The 25,067-nt window shown below is 45.1% G+C and carries 21 protein-coding genes; 13 read left to right on the top strand and 8 right to left on the bottom strand.

The window, feature by feature from the left end; translation table 11 throughout:
- Positions 1-219 precede the first annotated feature (219 nt).
- From C6Y39_RS12115 to C6Y39_RS12105, 3 genes are read left to right on the top strand one after another with little or no spacing between them, the layout of a single operon-like run.
- On the top strand, positions 220-717 hold the full coding sequence (locus tag C6Y39_RS12115) for a (2Fe-2S)-binding protein (RefSeq protein ID WP_105931527.1): 498 nt from the start codon (positions 220-222) through the stop codon (positions 715-717).
- Positions 717-1,742 (top strand): FAD binding domain-containing protein, encoded by a 1,026-nt coding sequence (locus tag C6Y39_RS12110; RefSeq protein WP_105931526.1) that lies wholly within the window; start codon positions 717-719, stop codon positions 1,740-1,742. Before C6Y39_RS12115 ends, C6Y39_RS12110 begins: the two co-directional genes overlap by 1 nt.
- On the top strand, positions 1,729-3,927 hold the full coding sequence (locus C6Y39_RS12105) for a xanthine dehydrogenase family protein molybdopterin-binding subunit (RefSeq protein WP_105931525.1): 2,199 nt from the start codon (positions 1,729-1,731) through the stop codon (positions 3,925-3,927). The genes C6Y39_RS12110 and C6Y39_RS12105 overlap by 14 nt, the downstream gene beginning before the upstream one ends.
- Positions 3,928-4,032: 105 nt before the next feature.
- Here C6Y39_RS12105 and C6Y39_RS12100 read toward each other — a convergent pair whose 3' ends face one another.
- Complete coding sequence (locus C6Y39_RS12100; protein WP_105931524.1) at positions 4,033-4,962, bottom strand: dienelactone hydrolase family protein; 930 nt, start codon at positions 4,960-4,962, stop codon at positions 4,033-4,035.
- A gap of 294 nt (positions 4,963-5,256) precedes the next feature.
- Here C6Y39_RS12100 and C6Y39_RS12095 point away from each other — a divergent pair, with 294 nt between their 5' ends.
- Positions 5,257-5,814 carry a PepSY domain-containing protein gene (locus tag C6Y39_RS12095; RefSeq protein ID WP_105931523.1) on the top strand — a complete coding sequence of 186 codons (558 nt, stop codon included), beginning with the start codon at positions 5,257-5,259 and terminating at the stop codon, positions 5,812-5,814.
- On the opposite strand, the gene C6Y39_RS12090 is transcribed toward C6Y39_RS12095, so the two are convergent.
- The 5 genes from C6Y39_RS12090 to C6Y39_RS12065 form a co-directional block, all read right to left on the bottom strand.
- The gene (locus C6Y39_RS12090) at positions 5,809-7,821 is read right to left on the bottom strand and encodes a TonB-dependent receptor (RefSeq protein WP_420808485.1); all 2,013 of its coding nucleotides are present in this window, start codon (positions 7,819-7,821) and stop codon (positions 5,809-5,811) included. The genes C6Y39_RS12095 and C6Y39_RS12090 overlap by 6 nt on opposite strands.
- Positions 7,822-7,994: 173 nt before the next feature.
- Positions 7,995-11,249: a VPS10 domain-containing protein gene (locus C6Y39_RS12085; RefSeq protein ID WP_105931521.1), complete on the bottom strand. Its 3,255-nt coding sequence runs from the start codon at positions 11,247-11,249 to the stop codon at positions 7,995-7,997.
- Positions 11,250-11,499: 250 nt separating this feature from the next.
- Positions 11,500-12,387: an SDR family NAD(P)-dependent oxidoreductase gene (locus C6Y39_RS12080; protein ID WP_105931520.1), complete on the bottom strand. Its 888-nt coding sequence runs from the start codon at positions 12,385-12,387 to the stop codon at positions 11,500-11,502.
- 340 nt (positions 12,388-12,727) lie between these two features.
- On the bottom strand, positions 12,728-13,420 hold the full coding sequence (locus tag C6Y39_RS12070) for an SDR family oxidoreductase (protein WP_105931518.1): 693 nt from the start codon (positions 13,418-13,420) through the stop codon (positions 12,728-12,730).
- A gap of 162 nt (positions 13,421-13,582) precedes the next feature.
- On the bottom strand, positions 13,583-14,137 hold the full coding sequence (locus tag C6Y39_RS12065) for a type 1 glutamine amidotransferase domain-containing protein (RefSeq protein WP_105931517.1): 555 nt from the start codon (positions 14,135-14,137) through the stop codon (positions 13,583-13,585).
- Between the two features lie 440 nt (positions 14,138-14,577).
- On the opposite strand from C6Y39_RS12065, the gene C6Y39_RS12060 reads away from it, so the two are divergent.
- The 4 genes from C6Y39_RS12060 (at position 14,578) to C6Y39_RS12045 (ending at position 19,980) form a co-directional block, all read left to right on the top strand.
- A complete protein-coding gene (locus C6Y39_RS12060; RefSeq protein ID WP_105931516.1) occupies positions 14,578-15,528 on the top strand; it encodes a YihY/virulence factor BrkB family protein in 951 nt (316 codons plus the stop codon).
- Between the two features lie 164 nt (positions 15,529-15,692).
- A complete protein-coding gene (locus C6Y39_RS12055) occupies positions 15,693-16,853 on the top strand; it encodes an MFS transporter (RefSeq protein WP_105931515.1) in 1,161 nt (386 codons plus the stop codon).
- A 132-nt stretch (positions 16,854-16,985) separates the two neighbouring features.
- Positions 16,986-19,424: a marine proteobacterial sortase target protein gene (locus C6Y39_RS12050; protein WP_105931514.1), complete on the top strand. Its 2,439-nt coding sequence runs from the start codon at positions 16,986-16,988 to the stop codon at positions 19,422-19,424.
- The gene (locus C6Y39_RS12045; RefSeq protein ID WP_105931513.1) at positions 19,417-19,980 is read left to right on the top strand and encodes a class GN sortase; all 564 of its coding nucleotides are present in this window, start codon (positions 19,417-19,419) and stop codon (positions 19,978-19,980) included. The genes C6Y39_RS12050 and C6Y39_RS12045 overlap by 8 nt, the downstream gene beginning before the upstream one ends.
- A gap of 125 nt (positions 19,981-20,105) precedes the next feature.
- Here the strand turns inward: C6Y39_RS12045 and add are convergent, their stop codons facing one another.
- Complete coding sequence (add, locus tag C6Y39_RS12040) at positions 20,106-21,110, bottom strand: adenosine deaminase (protein WP_105931512.1); 1,005 nt, start codon at positions 21,108-21,110, stop codon at positions 20,106-20,108.
- A gap of 224 nt (positions 21,111-21,334) precedes the next feature.
- On the opposite strand from add, the gene C6Y39_RS12035 reads away from it, so the two are divergent.
- The 4 genes from C6Y39_RS12035 to C6Y39_RS12020 all read left to right on the top strand — a co-directional run bounded on the left by C6Y39_RS12035 (position 21,335) and on the right by C6Y39_RS12020 (position 23,825).
- A complete protein-coding gene (locus C6Y39_RS12035; RefSeq protein ID WP_105931511.1) occupies positions 21,335-22,231 on the top strand; it encodes a hypothetical protein in 897 nt (298 codons plus the stop codon).
- A gap of 141 nt (positions 22,232-22,372) precedes the next feature.
- A complete protein-coding gene (locus tag C6Y39_RS12030) occupies positions 22,373-22,921 on the top strand; it encodes a YaeQ family protein (protein WP_105931510.1) in 549 nt (182 codons plus the stop codon).
- Complete coding sequence (locus C6Y39_RS12025; RefSeq protein WP_105931509.1) at positions 22,921-23,229, top strand: hypothetical protein; 309 nt, start codon at positions 22,921-22,923, stop codon at positions 23,227-23,229. Before C6Y39_RS12030 ends, C6Y39_RS12025 begins: the two co-directional genes overlap by 1 nt.
- A 185-nt stretch (positions 23,230-23,414) precedes the next feature.
- Entirely contained in the window at positions 23,415-23,825 is a 411-nt protein-coding gene (locus tag C6Y39_RS12020) for a hypothetical protein (RefSeq protein ID WP_105931508.1), read from the top strand.
- Between the two features lie 81 nt (positions 23,826-23,906).
- Here C6Y39_RS12020 and C6Y39_RS12015 read toward each other — a convergent pair whose 3' ends face one another.
- Positions 23,907-24,377 carry a retropepsin-like aspartic protease gene (locus tag C6Y39_RS12015; protein WP_240618880.1) on the bottom strand — a complete coding sequence of 157 codons (471 nt, stop codon included), beginning with the start codon at positions 24,375-24,377 and terminating at the stop codon, positions 23,907-23,909.
- 326 nt (positions 24,378-24,703) lie between these two features.
- On the opposite strand from C6Y39_RS12015, the gene C6Y39_RS12010 reads away from it, so the two are divergent.
- Positions 24,704-25,063, top strand: coding sequence for a hypothetical protein (locus C6Y39_RS12010; RefSeq protein ID WP_105931507.1), 360 nt, complete (start codon positions 24,704-24,706; stop codon positions 25,061-25,063).
- Positions 25,064-25,067: the final 4 nt, after the last annotated feature.

Raw genomic sequence — 25,067 nt, 5'->3', positions numbered from 1 at the left:
GCAGTAAAAAAGCGTAGAACAAGATGCTTCAAGTAGTCATTTTACACCACTTAGGATGAAGCATCTATCGCCGCTTTCTTTGTTTTGAAGGTAAAAGCAAAGATTAAATTATGTTCGAACTTAAAACTAAATTAATGATCGCGGCGTAACGATTGGTAATCTCTTCTCGCTTAATTCACTGGAGTACCGAATTGAGCTCATTGGTAAAAGGACACGTCCATGGCAACACTGAACTTAAACGGGAACGATGTTAGTCTTCCCGACGACCCTCGAACAACGCTTCTCGACTTTCTTCATCAACATCTTTCTCTATTTGGTACAAAAAAAGGGTGCGATCATGGCCAGTGCGGTGCATGCACTGTCCTTGTCGATGGAGAGCGCGTCAATGCATGCTTAGTTTTCGCATTTCAACTTGAAGACTGTGAAGTTACAACTATTGAAGGTATTGGACAAAGCGATAACCTTCACCCTCTCCAGCAAGCGTTTATTGAAAGAGATGCTTTCCAATGTGGATACTGTACGTCTGGGCAAATCTGCTCGGGCGTCTCTTTGTTGCAAGAATTAAGAAATGGCGATCCGAGCGCTGTGTCTTATAACAGTAAAGTTTCATTGAAAGAAGACATCAGCGAGCGTATGAGTGGCAACCTATGCCGATGCGGCGCTTATCCCAATATTGTCGACGCTATTACAGACGTGATTGCACTGGAGAGACAATAATGCAGCCCTTCGATGTCCATCATTTTAACGACAGCACTCCACTAAATACGTTTCCAGCGGCAAAAACATCACGTTTTTTAGCCGGAGGCACAAACTTAATCGACCTTATGAAGCTGCAGGTAGAAACACCTAAAACGCTTATTAGCTTGGCTAAATGGAAAAGTGCGAACGCTATTTCCCAAGATGATGCGCACTATCATATTGGTGCCATGGTAAGCAATTCTGACTTGGCTAAGTTTGCCCACTCAGAGCCTTCGTTGTCAGTATTGTCTCAAGCGCTTTTAAGTGGCGCCACAGTCCAGTTGCGCAACAGAGCAACAACCGCTGGGAATTTGCTTCAGCGCACGCGCTGTTATTATTTTTACGATACAACCAAAGCGTGCAACAAACGCGAGCCGGGTTCAGGTTGCACAGCATTAAACAGCATGAACCGGATACATGCGATATTTGGAACAAGTGACAAATGCATTGCCACGCACCCTTCGGATATGGCTGTTGCGATGATAGCGCTAAATGCCGTCGTGAACACACAGCTACCAGATGGCACTGAACGGAAAATCGCGCTGCGAGAATTCTATCAGGCGCCCGGCGATTCACCTCATATCGAAAACGTTCTTCAAGACGGCGAACTCATTACGCACGTTAGTATTGAGAAGAAAGAAAGAGGAACGCAGTATTATCATAAAGTTCGAGACCGATCATCGTATGCATTCGCACTCGTGTCTGTGGCAGCGGGACTGACAATAAAGGACGGAAGAGCTCACAATGTGGATCTAGCCTTTGGTGGCGTGGGCACTACACCTTGGCATCCAGAAAAAGCAATTCGTGTTTTAGAAGGCGCTGAAATTTCACCCGAGGTTATATCGCAAGCAGCAGACGCTGAGCTTGCTGGCGCCAAAGTATTCGGTAGTAACGACTTCAAACCGTTGCTGTTGCGCCGCACTTTAGAAAAAGTGCTTATGGAAATATTTACTCATCAATCGGACCACCCACACCAAGAAGGAGCATTACATGACAACGCCTAATTCGAAGATAGTGGGTTCAGCGGTCAATCGTATTGATGGCGTTCAAAAGGTCACCGGACAGGCAAGATACGCTGCGGAACAAATGAGCGAACATAAACCACTGGTAGGCTGGATTGTTGCTAGCGATACGGCCGTAGGTAAAATTATTTCGCTTGAAACTGGTCTTGCTGAACAGTCTGAAGGGGTTCACGCCGTTGTTACCTATAAAAATGCGGGGCCAATGAAGCCTTTTAGTAATCCTGAAGATGAAGGCCGGTTTACTCAAAGCCGAGCGGTATTGAATGAACCGTATATTCGACATTTTGGAGCACCAGTCGCCCTAGTGATTGCTGATACGCTAGAGCAGGCTCGCTACGCAGCAAGCTTGGTTGACTATACCATTGAAGGTCAAACACCTGAGCTTCTCACACACTTTGAGGGTGCAACCGAAGTACCAGATTCATTAGACGGTGGGTTCGAGCCTGATGCCAACAGCGGGAATAAGCCTGACAATAATGACGTGAAAACCTCGGTAAACAGTACCTACACTACACCGTCTCAAATATCTGCGGCGATGGAACCTCATGCTACTGTGGCAGAGTTCAAAAACGGTAAACTAGAAGTGTTTACCAGTGTGCAAATAATTGCCCCCGCGGTTCAGGCGCTTGCTGTTACCCTCGAAATGGACCCAAAAGATATTGTTGTTCAAAGCCCTTTTATTGGTGGAGGATTCGGGTCCAAATTGGGTTTACATTACGATGCAACCTTAGCCTGCATAGGCGCAAGGTACGTAGAGCGAGCCGTTAAAGTGGTGCTGAGTCGACGCCAAGTGTTTTACAACACGCCCCATCGAGGTCATAGCACGCAGCAAATGACCCTTTCCGCGAATTCAGACGGCGCGTTAGTAAGTATTGTGCACAGAAGCGCAATGCCCAAAGCAAAAGGCTACGAATTTGCAGAAGCAACGGGCGCTGGAGCCCGAGTCACTTATCAATCTCAATATATTGAAAGCACGCATAGAGTAAAAGACGTTGATCTACCGCTTATTGACTCAACACGTTCACCTGGTGATGCTATTGGCTCCCTTGCCTTTGAATCGGCTATTGATGAGCTTGCACACGAGGCTGGTGTCGACCCCCTTACCTTTCGCTTAAATAATTTACCGGTAGTTCATCCGATGAAAGGAACCCCATTTACCAGCCACAATCTGGGTGAGTGCCTTCGTCAGGGCGCGCAACAATTTAAGTGGCAACACAAGCCTCAGCCTAGCAATGGCAAGGTAATTGGGCACGGTGTGGCCAGTGCGATGCGAATGAATATATTTGTTGAGAGTTCAGCGCAAGTTGAAATAGATGAACAAGGCAAGGTGACCGTATGCACCGATATGACCGACATAGGTACTGGTACCTATACCATTCTTGCGCAGATTGCCGCCGATGCACTACAGACATCGGTAAATAATGTAACCGTGCAACTTGGCGATAGCCGTTATCCGGCCTCTTGCGGTTCGGGCGGTTCTTTTGGTGCAGCAAGTACAGGTTCTGCGGTTAAAAGAGCCTGTGAGGCCCTTATTGACTCAATACAAAGCCAACTCCCGGCCGAGTTATCTAACGCCAAACTTTATGTGGAAGAAGGTAAGATTAAGGCAGCAAAGCCCAACGCAGAAGATTCGGCAACACCATTTCTTATCACAGATTATATTCCTACGAATACATTTCCAATCTCGGCGATAGGTAAAGTGTCTGAGGATGATACTAGCGACGATGAGCAATACTCATGTGGCGCGCACTTTGCCGAGGTAGAAGTAGACACCTATACCGGCGAAGTAAGGCTTCTTCGTCAATACGGCATGTTTAGCGCAGGGCAGATTTTAAACATCAAAACGGCCTCTTCTCAAATTAAAGGCGGTATGGTGTGGGGAGCAGGCTACGCCCTCACTGAAGGTATTCATCACCACGAAGATAGTGCTAGCTTCGTTAACCCAGATTTTGGTGAGTATCATATTGCTGTGAATCGAGACATTGCTGAGATGAGCTTAGATTTTCTTGAGGAGCCGGATTACGCCGCATCACCTGTAGGGGCAAAAGGTATTGGAGAGCTAGGCATAACCGGTGCAGGCGCTGCCATCGCTAATGCAATATTCGATGCAACAAAAGTAAGGGTGCGAGACTTTCCTATTACCATGGACAAAATTATAAGCGGATAGCCAATGGCGTTTTAAATTTTGTAGGCGTTTTAGCAAGAAATGCCGAAAGCAGTTGTATCAAAGCGGCCTTAGCGGGCCGCTTTTTTGTGAATGAATGAGCAGTAGCTAAGCCAAATGCTGCTTAAAGAAGGCTATCGTACGTTGCCACGCTAACTCTGCATCCTTCGGGCTATAACGGCTAGTTGAATCATTGTGAAAGCCATGCTGCGCCTTCGCATATTCAAAGGCTTGATAATCTGCGCTATTGGCTTTAAGCGTTTTTTCATACTCTGGCCACGTAGCATTAACCCGCTTATCGTTTTCTGCAAAGTGAATGAGTAGTGGTCCCTTCACGTTTTTCGTTAACTCTGGGGCTGCTGGTGTACCGTAAAAAGGCACGGCGGCATCGACTTTATCTGGTATTGATGCGGCTAAAAAGTTAGTAATGTAACCACCAAAGCAAAATCCTACTACGCCTAACTTACCTGACGATTTTTCATGGCTTTTAAGCCATAACGCAGCCGCTGTCATATCCTGTTCAATTTTGTTCTTATCCAAACTTTTTTGCATGGCGCGGCCGTCATCGTCATTGCCAGGATAACCCCCTAGAGGAAACAAGGCATCTGGCGCAAAGGCTAAAAAGCCCTTCATCGCGAGTCGCCTAGCAACATCTTTGATATAAGGGTTTAGCCCGCGATTTTCGTGTATAACTAAAACACAAGGCGCGATACCAGAGGCAGGTAATGTGGTGGGTTGCACAAGATAACCACTTCCTTCACCATGCCCGTCGGGAGATACGAAACCCTCATAGGTTGCTTTTATAGCAGGGTCGTTGAACGATACCTGTTCTGCCTTTGCATAGTCAGGAATAAGTGCTCCACCAATGGCGCTTACCGTTAATCCAGCAACCGAGAGCGACGCCAACCGTGTTAAAAAAGTGCGGCGGTCAATATCACCATGAGCGTATTCGTCGTACCAATCAAACGCCTCCTGCGGTATTTCAATTTCATTTACTGTTCTATCGTTTTGATTAGCACCTGCACTTTCTGTCGTCATGTTTTTGCCTTTTATTTGGAAAGATTTACTGAAAAGAACTGTGCAAAAAAGCCACAACCTCTACTGTATTACGAATTGCCTGCTGCACAAGTATTTATTTCCTTATTGTCCGTTCGATATTGGACGTGTTTACGTGCATAGCCTGCGTATCGACTCAAAATTATTAAAGCGCAGCACAGAACCTGCTTTTTCATTCGTTTAAATGCGCAAACCTAGCGCTGGAGTGTTTTTACTGACAGCGCCGTTTCCCGTATAGTTATGTGTGTTTTCACTCTTTGTTTTAAGTGTTGGTTGATGTCGGGTTCCTTTCGCAAATACGGTCGTAAATACAGTCGCAGTATTCATTTGTGGCTCTCGCTTGTTATATTTATCCCCGTTATCATTGTTATCGCGAGTGGCCTTTTACTTCAGGTTAAAAAGGAATTTGACTGGATCCAGCCACCTACGCAAAAAGTGCAGCACGCAGATCGTGGCATTCCGACTATCTCGTTTGAAACCCTACTAACCTCGGTGCAGCAAGTCTCCGAGGCAAACTTAAAAACATGGGAAGACATTGACCGGCTAGACGTGCGTCCCGATAAGGGCATCATAAAGGTCCGAGGTAAAAACCATTGGGAAATACAGCTCGATGCTCAGACCGCTGCAGTGCTTCAAGTGGCGTACAGACGAACAGACACCATTGAAGCTATTCACGATGGAAGTTGGTTTTTTGAAGGCGCAAAGCTCTGGCTCTTTTTGCCAGCGGCCATTTTACTTTTTGTACTTTGGATAACTGGGCTTGTGATGCTAATCACCACGTTGAAAAGCAAATACCGCAAAAAGAAACACAGACGACCGCTCAGTAATTTATAGCGAATAGGTTATGGCTAGCTGAAGGCTATCGCCTTGTGCAAACGCTGCTCTGTCATCTGCACTAGTAAAATATTGCTGGTTCGTGAGATTGGTCCAACTGGCTTGAAGTTGTACGCGCTCACTCACTTGCCAATGGGCGCCAAAATCTACTGTAAATACGCTATCAAGCGCCCTTTCTCCGTTTGCTACATCTGTTTTACTTGCACGATACGCTAGCACTGTAAAAAAGCGCATATCGCTCCAATTGAGGCCAATATCGACTCGCTGATTATGGGGAGGAATATCGGCAACCGTGTTCCCTAGGTTATCTTCGCCCGCTATCCATGCACCACTTAATCTTGCGTCAAACCCAGCATCTTTCGATTGCCAGTTAAGCTGATAGCTCGCCCCTTTGATCGTAGCAGTATCAAGGTTCACGTATTGAAGAATATCTTCAGAAACCGTGAGGCGTTCAATGTAGTTATCAACTTGCTGATAAAAAAGCTCCACCGAACCCTGAAGTTGTTCGCTACGATATGCCAGCGTAGCTTGCGTATTAAGCGCTTGTTCTGTATCCAGCGACGTATTTCCTAGTACAGTACCGCGAGGTGTTTCCCCTGCGAAAAAACGCTCCGTAAGCGTTGGATTTCTAAATGCACTAGAGAAGTACAAGCTTGCGTTCCAGTAAGCCGACAACCGATAATTAGCGCCCGCATAGGCACTTATATTTTTTGCAGTTACGCTGCTTATTACACCAGCATCATCCGACTGGCGCTGCCAGTCTACCCTTGAGCCAACTGCAACCGAGGTCTTTGTGTACTGCCGCGAGGCATCGAAAATAGCTGCTACATTTATCTCGCTGGCATCTAGCGTTCGAACCTCATAGGCTAGCTCGGCTATTGATGGGGCTCCATTGAACGCTAATGGAAGGGCGGTAAGACTAAATTCCCTTTCGTCTGCCACTACGCCTTCACGCCCAGAAACTTGAAGTTGAAAGTTTACCAACCAGCGCTGCCATGCCATGTCACTTTTTACATCAAAGCCATAATCGAATGCGTTATTTTTGCTGTTATTAATTCTGCTTGAGGGGCGCAATACTGAAGTTTCTAGGCGTGACTGATGCCACCATACGTTGCCTGAAAAATCGCCGGTTGCAAATGCAAGTTTACCCAACCAGTGACGGTTATCTGGATAGGTTGTTATCCTGTTTTCTGGATAATCACTGCTCGACTTTCCAATATCGTTGTTATCTGAATAAAGGGTCCACGCTTCTTTGACTATTCCACTTGAAGGACTGTGGCGTAGATAAAATGCGGTTTGCTCGAACTGATCGAATAATGAATTATCCTTACCATCACTGCCATTATTGGCATTGCGGTGGGCAATGCTCCAATCGGTGTTCTCGACATTACCTGCATAACTCACCGTCTTCATTTGTTGGTTACTACTATAACCACCTTGTACATAGGAATGTTGAGGAGCGTCCATATGCAGGTTCACCGCACCACCTAATGCACCCGAGCCAAAATAAGTAGAGGCAGCGCCGGGTAACACAGAAACAGAAGAGACAAAACTTGGAGGAATAAAACCTATGCTTGAGCCCGCCCGTCTGTCACTAACAATTGGCACACCATCTAACAGAGTTTGTATACGCCAGCGAGCATAACCGCGAAGGCTGATACTCTGTATTTGCCCGCCCTGGCCATTTAAAGAGATGGATGGAGATTGCAATAACACGTCATTGGTATGCAGTGGTGTTACTAGACTCCGCTTATCGAACTCGTACTGCGGAAAAATGTTCGACAGCGTTTCGTCATAATACGGTCGCACAGCGGTAACGGTATAGCGCTCTAGCGTCTGAGGTTCATTACTTTGCGCGTAGCCTAAAGGTGAGGCGATAAGAAAAATAAAGCCTAAACGAAAAAAGTAAGATGACAACGGCGAACTGTAAGATGTAGAAAATTTAAACGCGTGGATAGTAAGCCCAGTAAAGAATAACGAAGAAAACGTTGAGAAAAACAAAAGCACTCTCTTCAAGCAGTAAAAAGAAAAAGTAAAAAACATGCGGCAGACAAAGGACTACCGCATGTCATTTAAATTAAAGAGAAGCGCTTGTTTCCTTTTCAGCTTTATAAATGGGCATAAAAAAGAGAAGGCGCTTCTTTAAAGGGCATAGAAACTATACCCTAACGGCGAATCAGCTATTGAGCTACAACGGGTAAGCCCGGCGTCCACGGGCCACCGGCGTCGACAACAGCTTGCTGTAGGGCTGGCACCGAGCGGCTTTGAAGCGCGCTAATTCGTGTTACCGCATCGTTCAGGCTATCGTTGGCGTAACCAAGCTGGTCTTTATGCTGTGCTGTAGGGCCATATGATGAACCCAGTGCAGAACGTGCATAGCCTAAACGGCTCATCACGTTTGCCGGCTTGATACCCATTTTGTCGCGAGACTTAAGACCGAAAAATACCTTATTCAAGGCGTTTAGCTCGTCTTGGATTGCCGCATACTGAGACTCAAGATTGCTTACGTCATTAGGCGTACGTTCAATGGCCGTGCGCAGCAGCGCCATTGTATCTGTTAGCGTTTTAAGTACCGTGGTTGAAGAAATAGCACGTTTTTGCGCGTCGCTTACCGCTTTACCATAAGCCTCAATTTCACTTTCGGTTGCACCTTTAAGCGCTCCCTCATATATAGGCGTTAACTCAAACGACACTGGCTCAGAAAGTGGCGTCACCTTCGCACCTACCCGTTTAAACAGGGTAGCAGTGTACTGACCAGGCAATGCCATTAATCCCCTGTCCTTACTGTCTTTGTCGGTAAGGGGGTTAGTCGATGAAAACTTCATGTCCCATGTTAAACGATGCAGGCCTTTCTTTGTCTTGCCTTCAACGCGTTTAACTACGTCACCTTCGCTATCGCGAACCTCAACGTAGACAGCGGGCGCAGCTTCTTGGTTTTCAGCTTCAACCGCTTCCCAACTTGGATATTTAGGGTATTTCTTATCTTCTATTAACTTCTTCTCTGCTTCTTGGCGTTTTTCTTTTGCCGTGAGCAAGCTGTCTTTCAGATAATAGGTAAAAGTCGCACCGTGCTCGGGATTTTTGGCAACAAAGCGGTCGTCGCCATCAGAGTCGGTGTGATTATCATCTAGCTGGAACCACTTAACCGGGCGGCTCGGCCCAAATAAAATGGCGTCTTGCTGCATCGATTTTTCAGTTAATGAACGAAGTGGAGCATAATCGTCAAGTATGTAAATACCGCGACCAAAGGTTCCAGCTACCAAGTCGTTTTCTCGGCGCTGAATTTTTACGTCACGGGTTGAAATGGTTGGCATGCCGCCATCTAATTCTACCCAATCTTTACCACCGTCTACCGAGAAGAACACACCAAATTCAGTACCAATAAACAGCAAGTCTTTGTTTACATGGTCTTGCACAATACGCCAAACCAGATGCTTTTCAGGTAAATCTTCTGCCAGCGAAGTCCAGCTTTTACCCAAGTTTGTCGATTTAATTAAATACGGCTTGTAGTCGCCATATTTGTGGTTGTCAAGCGCCACATAGACGGTATTAGGGTCGAACAAGTCAGCGCGGATATCATTGACGTATGAGTTAGCTGGAATGCCTTTAATGTCGCCTAGTTCAATCTTCTTCCAAGACTTACCGCCGTTGGTGGTGACCTGAATAATGCCATCGTCAGTCCCTGCCCATAAAATGTTCTCATCCACTGGGCTTTCAGCGAAGTTTGCAATGGTGTGGAACTCGGTCATGGCATACAGATCCCACCCCGCTTCTACCGACCAGGTACGTCCCATCAGCGGCGAGTGCATTCTATTGCCATTTTTTGTGAGGTCACCAGATACGGGGGTCCAGCTGTCGCCGCGATCGTCGCTTCGCCATACGCGCTGTGAAGCAAAGTAAATACGTGCCGGGTCGTGCGCTGACACATTAATCGGCGCGTCCCAGTTGTAACGCTCCGCAGGATCGCCAGGAAGAGGCTGCGGTTTAATATAAACCCCTTCTCGGGTTTTCATATCAATACGGGTTAAATTACCCTGCTGCCACTGAGAGTACATAATATCTGGGTTACCTGGCTCTGTAGCAGGGCCATGTCCGTCACCACCAAGGGTTAAAAACCAATCTTTGTTTTTAATACCCTCTTCTCGTCGAGTACGCGACGGGCCGCCCTGGGTAGAGTTATCCTGTGCACCCGCGTAAATCTTATAAAAAGGTTTCGAGTCGTCAGGCGCCACTTTGTAGAACTGTGTAAGTGGCAAGTTGGCCATAAAGCGCCAGTTCGCCATTCTGTCGTGTGACATATAAATGCCACCGTCAGACCCCATTAAAACAAAGTCTGGGTCAGTGGGATGAAACGCCATGGCGTGGTCGTCTACGTGTTTGCGTTTAGTATTAATGGGCGTCCAAGTTTTTCCGCCATCGTCCGACACTTTACTGTAGTTACTGGCGATATAGACACTGTCAAACTGATGTTGATCTGCAAAAATTTCTTGATAGTAATGAGGGCCGGTTCCGCCGCCCACTTCGTCAGACATTTTAGTCCAGCTAGCGCCCTGATCTGCCGAACGATAAAAACCACCGCCACGGTTGTCCGTTTCAATAGTGGCATAAATAACATCTGGGTTCATGGGCGATATGGCCATACCAATTTTACCCATATTGCCTTCCGGCAAGCCGGTTTTAAGCTCTGTCCAGGTTTCGCCACCATCGTTTGACGTATGAATACCTGCCCCTTCATTGGTGCCGACATAGGCGCCAATTGAGCGTTGGCGAGCCCAAGTAGCCGCATAGAGTTTATCCGGGTTGCGCGGGTCAATTAGAAGAGACGTTACCCCAGTCCACTCATCAGCGGGCTTAAGTACTTGCTTCCAGGTTTCACCACCATCAGTAGTTTTATATAAGCCGCGTTCGCCGCCACCGCTCCACAACGGACCTTGCGCAGATACCCAAACAATATCGGGGTTGGTTGGATGGATAATAATGTCTGAAACGTGCTCTGACTTCGACAGCCCCATATTTTTCCAGGTTTGACCGCCATCTAATGACTTGTAAACACCGTCGCCGAAACTGATGTGTCTACCACCATTATTTTCACCGGTGCCCACCCAAATAATATTCGAGTTACTTGGTGCTATGGTGACATCGCCCGTTGAATAAACGGGTTGGTCATCGAAGATAGGCTCCCACGTTGTACCAGCGTTGGTGGTTTTCCAAACCCCACCCGAGCCAACCGCGGTGTACCATGTAGAGGGGTTATTCTGATCAATAGCGATATCAGCGATACGCCCAGACATGTAAGCAGGCCCAATGTTTCTGAGCTCCATAGCTTTAAACGTTGAACTGTTGAAGATTTCATTTTTGTCGTTTTTATCTGCGTAGGTGGGAGTGCACGCAAGTGCAACTGATACAGCAACTGCCGCTCTTAGAAGCTTTCTCATTATTATTGTCCAGTGTGTTTATTCGGGCAAAGCCCGTTGTGAATTTGTAGTATTACCACTGTATAGCATTACTAATAAATGCTTAAAGTTACAATGTAGCACACGACCAACTGCCCATTACAAAAGTTAAAAACTAGGAGATGTAATAGGCGTTAGTCACCACCTTTCACCGACGATAAAAGATGGCGACAATTTATGAAATTTAATTTTTACTGATCTCAGTCAAATCCAACTGAGTTGTTGTAACGTGCTAAAACGTGACAATCTCATCATTGATTAGATGACCGACCACAGCGCTTTGTTCTGCATCTTCAAATGCGCTATCAATCGCCTTAAATCGCCCACTTGTGACCTTACGATAATTTGGGTGAGTGTAAATATAGGTTTGCTCAGACTGAAGGGCCTCGACTACTCGTTCAGCAAGCATGGTTGCCGGGATACCCGATTCCACCGCCTTGGTGGCAGCTTGTGCTCCAGCTTTAAGTTTTTCTTTATCGATGCGCTTTTCAGCCGCCACAGCATACTTTTGCTGTCTATTTCTGTACGATTCATGAATGCGGGTTTTCACAAATGCAGGGCACAATACAGAGGTATGAATACCAAAGGGCTTTAGCTCAGCCATCCAACTTTCGGTCATCGAAACTACTGCGGCTTTCGACGCGCAATACGCACCGGCATATGGCATGCCCATCATCCCAGCCATAGACGCTACATTTAACACCCAGCCTCCTTCACCGTGCTCTTTTATAGCAGGTACACATGCCTGCGCACCGTAAAGTACGCCCATCACATTGACATCCATAACCCAACGCCACGTTTCATGCTCAGCATCTTCTACTTTACCTGGTGAGCCTCCCACGCCGGCGTTATTAACCACCATGTGCACTTTGCCAAACTTCTCTTTTGCACTAGCAACAATATCTTCCCATTGGGAATAGTCGGTAACATCGAGGGCGCAAGTCAGGACATCAAAACCTTGCTCTCGCAGTGCGCCACCAGATTCTGTTAGCGCCATATTATCAATATCACCCATGACGATGTTCATGCCCTGTTTTGCCAATGCTTCAGCCAGCGCAAAACCAATTCCACCTGCGGCACCTGAAATGATGGCGGTTTTACCCGCAAACTCGTTAGACATTCTACTCTCCTGTTATTGTTTTAGCGCGAAAAAGGCTTAGTGCTTGAAACCATTCATAACAAGGCTTTGAGACTTTAACGCCGCTTTGTCGGCTATGGCCTGTATGATTTTTTTGACGCTTTATTAGACATAATCAGATTAGGAGCAATACAGTGAGAAAAATACTTTATTTGGCTAATTTACATAGCTTCATGAAATTAATAGGGAAGGCGCGGGAAAGAGAACGGAAAGGAAAAACGACAAAGTCAGTTGTAATATTTGGTGAAAAAACAAAAAAGGGGCGGTTTCTACACCAGCCCCTCTTCTTTTTTCATTTTTTCGTTTGCGTAAAAAAACCTGACTAATTGGCAGGCATGACATAAACTTCACGCACGCATGCCGAGTCTTCAGCGCTTAGTGCAAACAATACTGATTTCGCGATATCTGCTGGCTGCAATTTATCCTCTTTCGGCTCGTCGAAAAATGGCGTATTGACCATGCCTGGGCATATTGTTGTGCATCGTCCGCCCCACTCTCTCATTTCTTCAGCTAAATTCTGCCCAAAGCCATAAGCGAACCATTTACTTGCACCATATACAGAACCTTTTAGTGCTATACGTCCGGCTACAGAACTTGTAATGATAAAGTGGCCTTTCGTGTCGCGAAGATAGGGAAGACCAGCTTTTGCAGTATAAAGCAGACCATTAACGTTAGCGCCTAACATGCCGTCCCAATCTTCTACATCACCCTTTTCAATACCTGCGGCTTTTGCCCCGCGCCCAGCATTTGCGAAAATACCATCAATGCGGTCGAAGTGTTCGTTAACATCTTTAAAGGCTTTTTCCATTTCTTCAAAATTACTCACATCGGCTTTAACGGCGAATGCGTTATCTTCGCCAAGCTCATCTACGAGTGCTTTTAGCTTATCTTCGCTTCGCGCCAACAGCGCAACCTTAAAGCCTTTGCCTACAAGTTGCCTCGCGGTTTCTTCACCAATACCACTAGATGCTCCGGTAATAGCGATAACTTTGTCATTAGTTTTTTCGTTCGACATAAATCCTCCTAACTTACTAAGCGACAGTGACGAACGCTGAATGGCAGCGTTACGAATACCATCGCTTATTGCTTTTCCCGCTTAGGGTTAATTCAAAACAGTTCGCTAACGTCGCTTTATCGTTAATTTGCTTAGTTAATAACTACTGTAGCCTTTGAAACGCTACTGGATGAGCATTTCGCTAATCTTGTTAACAAAAGCAGGGATGTCGTTTGGGTTTCTGCTAGTCACCAATTTTTCGTGAACAACCACTTGCTCATCAACCCATGTGGCACCAGCGTTTTTTAAGTCGGTTTGAATACTTGGGAAAGATGTTAACTTAGCGCCTTTCGCTAAGCCAGATTCCACCAGCATCCATGGACCGTGGCAGATTGCCCCTATCGCCTTGATGTTTGAAGCGTCATTCGCTTGCTTAATAAATGTCACAGCATCCTTGTTCATACGCAGTACATCTGGGTTTATTTGCCCGCCCGGTAACACAAGAGCATCGTAGTCTTGCAAGTTCGCTGACGTAACTTGAACATCAACCTCGACGTCCTTTCCCCAATTATCTTCGTCCCACGCTTTTATCGTAGACTGGTCGTCAATGGATAAAATGTCGACCTGAGCGCCTTGCTCAGTCAACATGTCTCTAGGTTGAATTAACTCACTTTGCTCGAAACCGTTAGTTGCAAGAATAGCGACCTTTTTACCTTTAAGATTATAGGTATTGCTCATTGGTTTACTCCTTTTTAAAACTGAACTCATAACGGCAAATCAGACACGTCAAACCCTAAATGAAAATCTAATTAAAAGTTCGGATCGATTTGCTACATATTACTGACCGGTGCAATTAGCAAACCACCAACAAGAAGCAAGCTTAAACAACTGTTTTAATTGAACATTCAACAGAGTTAAATAACGAAAACATAACTTACTATCACGCAGAAATGCAGGGGTTATGAATGATTTACAGAGTAGATGCCTGTTATTTAATAGACATTAACACGCCCAAGAAGCGCCGCTTTCGCTACACGTTGTACTAAGGAACAGCACTACATAAAGAACGCTGCTTTAATAATCTTTTTAAGCCGAGTTCTCACATTTTGTGTATTAATACCAGTTCGCATAGATAATTACTTACAAGCAGTAAGCTGCGTAAAAAAAATCGAGGAAATATGAACACGGAACGATTAGACCACGCAAAGTCAGCTTTTGAGATTTCTCTTAAACATTGGTGGAGTATCTTAAAACGTATTTTCACGAGCCTTCAAAAAGATAATATTCCTCTTATCGCAGCTGGCGTAGCTTTTTACTGTTTACTTGCCATTTTTCCGCTATTAGGTTCGATTATCGCACTATACGGGCTTATGGTTTCTCCTTCTGAACTGCAAAATCATATGGCACTTCTTGTTAACGTAGTACCTAACGAAAGCCGATATATCATTGAAGAGCAGCTTACTAACTTAACTGAAAAGTCGAATTCGGCATTAGGATGGAGTTTCTTGTTTACGCTTTCTCTGTCTTTGTGGAGTAGTAGCAAAGGTGCGAATGCACTTATCAAGGCGTGCAATATTACCTATAGCGAAGCGGAAGGTAGGAGTTTTTTAAAGGGTATTTTGGCACGCATCACTTGCACCATATTTATGATCCTGACCGTCATCGTAGCCCTTGCCTGCATTACTATTTTACCCGAAGCAATAAACTGGATGACGTCTAACGCAATAAGTACCGAGCAAGCCATGTGGGTGACGTGGCCGGTAATGTTAGCGTTATTTAATATTGCGCTGTCTGCACTCTATCGCTACGCCCCGCATAGAAGAGAAGCCCAATGGCGCTGGGTCACGCCAGGCTCGATATTTGCCACAATATTGTGGGTGTTAGCGTCGTACGGTTTTTCGGTATATCTCAATGAATTTGGAAACTACAATAAAACCTACGGTTCTGTAGGGGGCATTATTATTTTGCTTATGTGGCTATACTTAACGGCATATATCATTCTTATTGGAGCGGAAGTAAACTCGTCCATAGAGCTTCAAACCACGGCCGACAGTACAAAAGGCGAAGAAAAACCTATGGGTGAAAGAAACGCCTTTGTGGCCGATCATACGCCAAATGACATAAAGTAATTGCGCAATTTGTCTTGTGGTGCTGACACCAAGGGTCAGCACCGTTTTCACAATTAATTTTTAGCATCTTTACGAGCATTTCTTTTCATTTTACCTGCATCAAAAATTACCTCATATTCGCGCCGCGAAATTCTCTTCTCTTTCTTTTGATGTAAGGCAGTACCTTGGACAATCACCTTATTGCGCCGGCCAAAGCGCGCGTTTCTGTTCCCGTTATCGCGCTCGGATTTTACGCGGTTGCGTCAGGCTACTTAATGAGCCTAATCCCCCTCATGCTTAGCCACTATGGCCTAGACACCGCTATTGCAAGTTGGCTGGCCAGTAGCTTTTATGCAGGTTTACTCGTGGGCGCATTAAGTATAGAGCCGCTTGTTACCCGTATTGGTTACAAACACGGATTCGCGTTGTGTTTAGCTGTATTGGTACTAACTGTTGCAATAATGCCTTTATTTGCTCACGCCACAGTTTGGATTGTTGCTCGATTAGTGGCAGGAATAGCGGTAGCAGGTGTATTTGTTATTGTCGAGTCGTGGCTTTTACATGGAGATGAGGGCGACAGAGCAAAACGTTTAGGCCTCTATATGGGGGCATTGTACGGCGGAAGTTCTCTAGGGCAATTAGGTATCGGCGCTATCGGCGTAAGCGGCACGCTACCCTTTGCAACCATTTTTACTATGTTGATTTTAGCCATTGGCGTACTTTTGTTTGCCAAGAGCGAACAGCCTGAAACAACACAGAGTACCTCTCTGACGTTTAAACAAATATCAAAACTAAATCATGCTGCAATTATAGGCTGTATAGTGTCGGGTTTGACCCTTGGTGCAATCTACGGTCTTATGCCCCTTGAGCTGTCGAGCCGAGGTATCGCTCATGACGATTTGGGAAGTTTAATGGCGCTTATCATTTTGGGTGCGATGGCTGTCCAACCTTTAATTCCGTTTTTATCAAAGTATTTAGGGCGTACATTACTCATGGCGCTGTTTTGTCTGTTCGGTGTTGCTGCAATTACACTTACCGCAGCATTCAGCAACATTTATGCTTTAGGAGCAGGCCTGTTCCTGCTGGGTATGGCCATATTTGCTCTTTATCCGGTGGCGATAAATTTGGCCTGCGACAATTTAGACGCCAATTTTATAATAAGCGCAACACAGGTCATGCTGTTTAGCTACAGCGTAGGTTCAGTACTCGGCCCCCTCGTTGCCGACAACTTTTTAGCAGGCCCACAAGGGCTGATGGGCTATTTGTTTTCTTGCCTACTTGCCACCAGCATTTATATGCTCATCGCCAGTGTAAAAACGAAAGGCCGCGCCATGGCTGGCGAATAAGAGCTAGCCTTAGATACAGTCTCTGTGCGCTTTCGCCATCTTTCTTCACCAGTTCGCCATAATCACTGTTCATAATTCGCCCTATTCAGGGCGTTTAATAATAAGCATCGTCATCTATAACTAGCTTATCCTATGCTATTTTCTAAAACACCTAAGCGCGACTACTTCAACCCTCCGAGTACGTATAAACCGTGGTTTCGAGACCGGCAGCGTGCGGCCCAACCGCGCAAACATAGGCTGCTTATTCTTGTCTCTTTTCTGTGCTTTTTGCTTGGGTTGATGATAAGCCCGCTAAGTCGCGCTGAGTCTGGCGAATTAATATTGAAAAGTGAAGACGGCGAGCCTTCACCCGCTCTTTTGCATTCAACTGACGTAGATTTAAAGGTGAATGGCATGATTGCGCACGTTACCTATTCTCAAAAATTCACCAATAACAGCAATAAATGGACGCATGCCGTTTACACCTTCCCGCTTAATGAAAACGCAGCGATTAACAGCATGGAAATGCTTATCGGCAAGAGAATAATCCGAGGCAAAATCAAGCAAAAAGAAGAAGCTAAAAAAGCTTTTGAAACAGCTAAAAAAGCAGGAAAGAAAGCCAGTTTAACAGAGCAACAACGCCCGAACTTGTTCACACAGCACGTTGCGAATATAGCGCCAGGCGAGGATATAACGGTGACACTTCAGTATATTCAGCAAGTAGCATATCAAAATGGAGAGTTTAGCTTTCATCTTCCTACTACTCTTACCCCTCGATACATTCCAGGCATACCCACAAAGGATTTGAGCGATACCGTGTTAGTTGAACACGCATACGCTGGCGGCAGCGAAACAAACAACGCAAACGAGGAGCATAGACATAGTGAAAATAAAAGTGAACGAGGCTCTCATAGCCGTAGGCATATAACTACCGACAACACCTTTATTTCGGGCTGGGCTCTACCCACAAATGAAGTCAGTGACGCTGATAAAATTACCCCGTTTATGATAGATACGCTGCCTCAAAACAACCTTACCAACCAGCTTTCCTTAACGGCAACAATTAACGCAGGAATGGCTATAAATTCCATTTGTAGCAAAGGCCATCAAGTACAATGGCATTCTATTGACGACACCAAGTATCAATACCGAGTTTTACTTGATGACACACAAATAACCATGGATAGAGATTTGTGGTTGCACTGGAGACCACTTAACACTGCGACTCCACAGGCAGCCTATTTTGCAGAGAATATAGATAACAACCACTATGCGTTAGTTATGCTAACACCACCACAAGTAAATCCTAAGGATCTGCAAGACTTTCCACGAGATGTCACCTTTATTATAGACACGTCAGGATCTATGGGGGGTCGCCCAATTGAAGATGCTAAAGCCGCGTTGAAACTGGCTATCGAAAGACTAGACACTAAAGACAGATTTAACATCGTGGCCTTTAGTTCGAACTACACAAAGTTGTTCAGCCAGCCCACAAATACTCAGCCACACAATATAAACACGGCCCTATCCTTTATATCTGGGCTACGCGCAAATGGCGGCACTGAAATGGCAGGCGCGCTTCATGAGGCATTAAAAGCCGAGCCACAGGAAAACTTCATTAAACAAGTGGTGTTTATTACCGATGGCGCGGTTGGAAATGAAGCGGCACTTTTCTCGCTGATTAAACAGGAGCTAGGTAGCGCACGGCTTTTTACTGTGGGGATTGGCAGCGCACCAAACAGCTATTTCATGACCCGCGCTGCGCAATTTGGTCGCGGAAGCTATGTCTTTATTCACGATACAAATAATATACAAAAAGAAATGCAGCGTTTGTTCACTAAGCTTGAAAGCCCAGTTTTAAGCAACCTTTCACTAATCCTGCCCAAAAATATGCGGCTTAATAAAAGCGTTGAGGTGTTCCCTAAACGTTTACCTGATTTATATGCTGGTGAGCCTTTACTCATTAATATAAAAGTGCCTGACTTTGATAGCATAAAACACATCGACAACGTTAAAGGGAGTGGAAACAACCTAGACAACAATGTGGTGCTTGCAGGCACATTAACCGACACAAACGGTAATATTCTTAAGTGGCAGCGCAGTGTGCAGGTGCAATATTTGACGGCGCCCTCCCCAAATAACGCAATCGATAACGCAGTGAATAGCCCCCCTGCTCACTCAACTCAAACTACAGGTATCGCTACCGCCTGGGCTCGTAAAAAAGTTGCAGCGTTAATGGATGAAAAGGCCCTCGGAAGGAATGAAGAAGACGTTGAAAAAGACATACTCAAGGTAGCGTTACCCCATAAACTCATTACGGCTTATACCAGCTTTGTTGCCATTGAAGAAACGAAATCAAGGCCTGAATCGACAAATGCTAGCCCACAGCATGTTAAAAACCTCATGCCGCAAGGTATGCAAATGCGCGCCATTAGCTATCCGCAAACCTCTGCCGGAATTAACCAGCACCTAGTGATTAGCGCACTTTCGCTATTTTTATTGATGCTGCTCAATATGGGAGAAGCTCGACGTTATCTCTTCGCGCAATATCGCATTTTTAAAGAAGACAAAGGCATAACTCACAATGGCTAAACCAAAATTACTCGTAAGTTTGTTGCTCATTGTTATTACGGCTATTGGGTTTGGAAATGCCGCTTGGTTGTCAGTAAAAGCAGAATTAGCACAGGTGCTAATTAAGCGAGCGTGGACCGAGACCTTGCAAACGGGGGATCAGGTTAGGCCTTGGCAGTGGGCAGACACGTGGCCAGTAGGGCGAATGGTGCACCCAAACAGCAATACAGACTTGTATATTCTGGAAGGCGCTCAGGGGAATGCACTTGCCTTCGGCCCGGGTAGGCATGCTAACGCTGGCGAATTAGGCAGTGAAAGTAGCGTTATTGGAGGCCACAAAGACACACACTTCGCTTTTCTCGAGAAGGTAAATGTTGGCGACGCGCTACAGCTTCAAACATTAGATGGGGTTTGGCATCCCTATCGAATTTCGGCAAAACGAATTGTCGACATACAAGACCAAGATCTGCACGTTCAGCTCAATCAGAAAAGGTTGTATTTAGTCACCTGCTATCCATTTCATACAATCTCCCAAAATAATCACGTAAGGCTAGTTGTAGAGCTTGAACCTTCATAAAACCGCAGTTATGGGGTCAGAGTCGTTACACTGACCCCACTTTTTTCGTGTTCGTCACACCAAGGTAATCAAAGCTGGTGTAACACCTTTAACTTTTTGGATTTCAATACTTAGATTAGGGTGACCTAATTACGCTGACGCCGCTGGTCTTTTAATGCGGCTTTTTCGCTTTCACTTAGAAACGCAATTGCTAAGGCATTTTCTTGCGCTTGTTTAATATGCGAAGGGGTTAGGCCTGCTTGCTTAGCGGCAACAGAGAATTCATGATCGAGTTCTACACCTTGAACTGCGGGGTCATCGGTATTTAGACAGGCGAGTATTCCGTGCTCCAAAAAGGTTTTCAACGGATGTTCTGAAAGTGTGGCTACCGTATTCGTCAATATGTTGCTGGTTAAACAACTTTCAATACCAATGCGATTGTCACGCAAATAATCCATAAGATTTTCATCGTGAATGGCATTAACGCCGTGCCCTATTCGAGTAGCCCCCAAGTGCTTTATGGCTTGCCAAATACTTTCTGGGCCGACGGCCTCGCCAGCATGTACTGTGACATGCAACCCTTCGCGCTGAACTTGCTTAAAATGTTCAACGAACAAGCTTCCAGGGAAGCCCTTTTCATCACCCGCCAAGTCAATTGCAGTGATGTGTTCTTTATAAGCCAAGATTGAATCTAACTCATGCTGACACGCTTTTTCGCCATAAGAACGTGACAGAATACCAATCAGATTGACTTTGATATTGTGTTTTTTTGTTGCGCTTTCTATCCCATCGATAACGGCTTCCACCACACCTTGTGTTGGCAGCCCGTGACTTTCAGCCATGAAGTAAGGACTAAAACGCAGTTCTGCATAGTCAATCCCTTGCTTAGCCGCGTCTTCAACATTTTCGATCGCTACACGTTTGCACGCTTCAAGGTCGCCTAACACCTTCACACCCCATGTAAGTTTGTCTAAAAACGATACAAGATCTGGTGCAATTCTCATTACCTGTGTATGTGGGCGCAGTCCTTCCAACGAATAGTCAGGTAAGTCGATGTTGAATTGCTGACCAAGTTCCAGAATTGTGCGCAGGCGCACATTCCCATCTAAGTGACGATGTAAATCTAGCAGCGGTAAATCTTCAATAGGCATGGCAATACTTCGTTATAAAGCGCGAACTTAACTATAACACTTAGCGTTTGAAACCTCCCTTTGTTAGCAAAAATAACTTTTTTATGGCGGGACAAAACAGTGCTTTTTTTAATACATATTTTGTTTTATGGTTCGATTAAGCATCAACCTTTCCCCCAACGATGCTCGCTTTTCAAAACACTTTCAAAATCATTCTTTCTACAAAATAAAACAGGAGCACAACCATGTGCGGAAAATGTATTGAAGGCTGCTTTTTAGCAGGCTGGCGCGATGGCACGTATTCGTTTGATCTTATGCAAGAAACACCTGACTTTATGGGCAAAGATGTGATGGCCGCACACAGTTTAGTAGAAATAGTAGCGTCTCCCGGCCATAACATAGAAAGCTTGCATAACCATGACTTTAACTTTTCACCAATGATGGCGTGGGCGGCATGGTTTTATTCGCAAAACACTTCCTTTGCAAACGCTGAACTGACCGACTATCAATTTCACCTGGAAAACCAGAGAGCCAAAAGGTATGCAGAGCAAAGTGATTGGGCAGAATTAACTCTATTATTTCCAGAAATCGCAGCATTCCTCGATACGTTAACATTAGACCAGGTTGGTAACATGCCTGACGAGAAACTGCTCAATGAAATTGAAACGTGTTTATTATTTATTCATGGCGACGGCTTCTATAAGTACGAACTTATAACGTCGATGTTCGATGACGAGGGTATTTTTCCCGCGATTACCTTAAGCGATACGGCAAAGCCCTCTGTGTTTATTACCCACGCGCTTGAGATATTTCTTCTGACAGAGCACCTATTGCGCTACCGTCCAACATCTTGGCTTCTACGCGTGACATTAACTATTGATCTCACCTGTGACTTTGATAGCTTTCATATGGCGTGGCGTCGCTATGTTGCCAACCGCATTTTTGGCAAACTAACTAATGATGAACAGCTTGCCTTTGGCAGTACATTGCCACTTAATACAATACGTGCCATTTGCCAACGAAATGCCAACGACAAGCCCTTACTTAGACAAATGCTCGCCATCGTAAAAAAATGCAAAGGCGATGAACAAATCATACCGGAGCAATTGGTTGAGCACATAAAAGCGCTACTGTTGAAATAGCCATTACTGCACAAGACAGTGCGCTCAACTAAGGCGTAACTATTTATTTGCTGGTACTATATCGCCAAATTTTGCTATGTCAGTGTTGCCATAGCACGAGAGGATAAAAAATATACCTCATTTAAATTAAGCAGGAACATCATGGCTCTCAAAGCGACCATTTTTAAAGCTGACATATCCATAACCGATATGGACCGCAATTACTACAACGACCACAACCTTACTATTGCTCGTCACCCATCAGAAAACGACGAGCGCATGATGCTGCGAATCATCGCATTTATCGTAAATGCGCATGAGCGTCTGCAGTTTACAAAAGGGCTATCTGACGACGACGTTCCTGATTTGTGGCAGAAGAGTTTCAGCGATGAAATAGAGCTGTGGATTGAATTGGGCCAACCATCTGAGCAGCGCATTAAGAAAGGGTGTAATCAAAGCCAAAAAATGATGATTTATTCTTACGCCGATAACAGCTTCGACGCGTGGTGGAATAAAGAACAAAATAAACTGCAAACAAGAAAAAACTTGTCAGTGTTTACTTTACCGGAATCGTTATCTACTACACTTGCTAATGCTGTACAGCGCTCTATGCAAATTCAGGTCACCATACAAGATGGACAAATGTGGCTGACTATTGAAGGCGCGGAAGTTACTGAAAGTGTTGAAATTGCAATTGAGAAAAAGATGTAATGAAAAAGCTATCTGCTGTTCAGCTAAAACAAAAAGCGTTGGTACTCGATATTGCTAACACGTTGGAGGCGCAAGGCCGCAACGAACTTGAAGGAATGCTGCAGTGCTGGTTTGACGTTCAATATCACCAGTTTCCGGGGTCCCTTCTATTACGCTTTCAATTCGACACAGAAGAAGCCGTGCTGCGGGCAGAACCAGAGTTGAAAAAATGGCAGCGTCGTTTGAGTTCCGCCCTTTTAAAAAAAGGTGTAGTTTTAAAAGGCATGCGTCGACATTTAATTTTTACTACAGATTCTCCAGAAGAATAAGCGTTTGTGCATAAAGTCTACTTACATATTCAAAGATAAGTAGGCTAGACTGGGGGTGTTCAATATTTAGCTAGTCGAATTTCTAAAATAGAGACACGCGCTACATACAAAAACACTAAACAATTGAACACACCATGTTGACCGGCTGTTAATTCAGCCACTATCCCGGTAAAAGGAGCTTCACAATGAAAACTAAAGCAATGGCGTTAGCACTACTACTGTCTTTAATGGGCTGTACAGAATCTAGCGAAGAAACGAAAAGTGATGTAAAAAAAGAGATGGAAAAAGCAGGCGAAACAACGTCTGAAGCGTATGAAGAAGCAAAAGAAGATGCTGCTGATTCTTGGGATGATACAAAAGATGCGACCTCAGACGCCTTAGATGATGGCAAAGAGATGGCTTCAGACGCCTATGAAGATGGTAAAAAAATGGCTTCTGATGCCTACGAAGATGGCAAAGATATGGCATCTGACGCTTACGATGCAAGCGTCGAGAAAGCGGGTGAATGGAAAGACGCAGCCGCGAAGAAAGCATATGAAGCCTGCGTAAAAATGAAAAAACAAATGGGCGGAGATGTAAGCGAGTGTGACGATTAAGTCGTAGCCCGCTACTCCAGCTTTTAAAGCGAACCTTTCGGTTCGCTTTTTTGTATCTTACTTTTCAAACGAAATGCTACTTTACTCACATCCTGCAAGTATCACTGAGTTTGCCGTAATCGTTAATGGTGCCACCCTCAGCAGCGTGTTTATGCCAAGGATATTATTCCCCTTTGGAAGCACGGCGACCTCTACTGGCCCTACTTCACACGTATTGCCAATACGCACTGAATTGATTTGGTACTGCGATACCTTAAGAATTTTTCCGTTCGCCATTCTCGCTGCCGACGTTCTGGTAGCAAGTAGCGGTTGATTTTGAGTAAGAGCCTTAAAAGTGGCTTGATTAAGCGTTAACAAACTCGATCCCGTATCCAGCAAAAACGATGCTCTCACATTAGATTCAAGCGTAGCTTCCAGATATAAGGTTCCGCCTTTACTTTGCGATAGTGGAATACTTTGCTCTATGGCCAATGTTGGCGAGACAAAACCTAAATATGCCATCAACAGCACTGAGAGTGATAACGTCACTGCTTTTTTTGCCGTTCTGTTCATTTTATCTACACCACACGCTTTAAAAGAAGACGTAGGAGAACAGCAAGATAAAGACCATATGTTAATTATTTGATTTTCTTCGATCTGCTCGAAATGACCACACGTTCAAGCACCTTATTGGTGCACTAGCGCTGGGTATTATGCACCATACATAGGCATGCATTGGTGCATATTGTGCTTCTCAGCGAGCATATTGATCCATCTGATTTAGCGCCTGCCACTAATAACCAAAACTGATAGCTTATGACTATCACCAATCAGTATTGTTTGAACCAAATTCGTTCATACAATATACAAAAGTAGTAAGTTTAATATGAGGACACGATATGAAATTACGCTATGTTTTGGGAACGCTCATCACTGCCGTTTCGCTTGGATTTACCGCGCAAGCAATGCCAGTTTCATCTGATGACACTGTAGAAGTGCAAGTGGTAGATTATTCTGGTAAACCACCGTTTAAACGCAAAGTAGTGACTATGTCGGTTAACGACGTTGCGCAGTTGGAGTCAGTAGGTCAGGAAGCTATCGAGTATGTTGAGGTTAAAGAGGTGATTATGCGTGGAAAGCCTCCTTATCGCAGGACAACTACCATGATGCCTGTTTATGACGTTGCTCAACTTGAAATGCTAGAAGAGGAAGACGACAAGCAAAGACGTGGCACGCGCCCGCCGTTCAAACGTAATTAACCCG

Source organism: Alteromonas gracilis (assembly GCF_002993325.1).
Taxonomy (GTDB): domain Bacteria; phylum Pseudomonadota; class Gammaproteobacteria; order Enterobacterales; family Alteromonadaceae; genus Alteromonas; species Alteromonas gracilis.
Note: the sequence above shows the minus strand (reverse complement) of the source record. Positions and strands in the feature narration are given on the sequence as shown.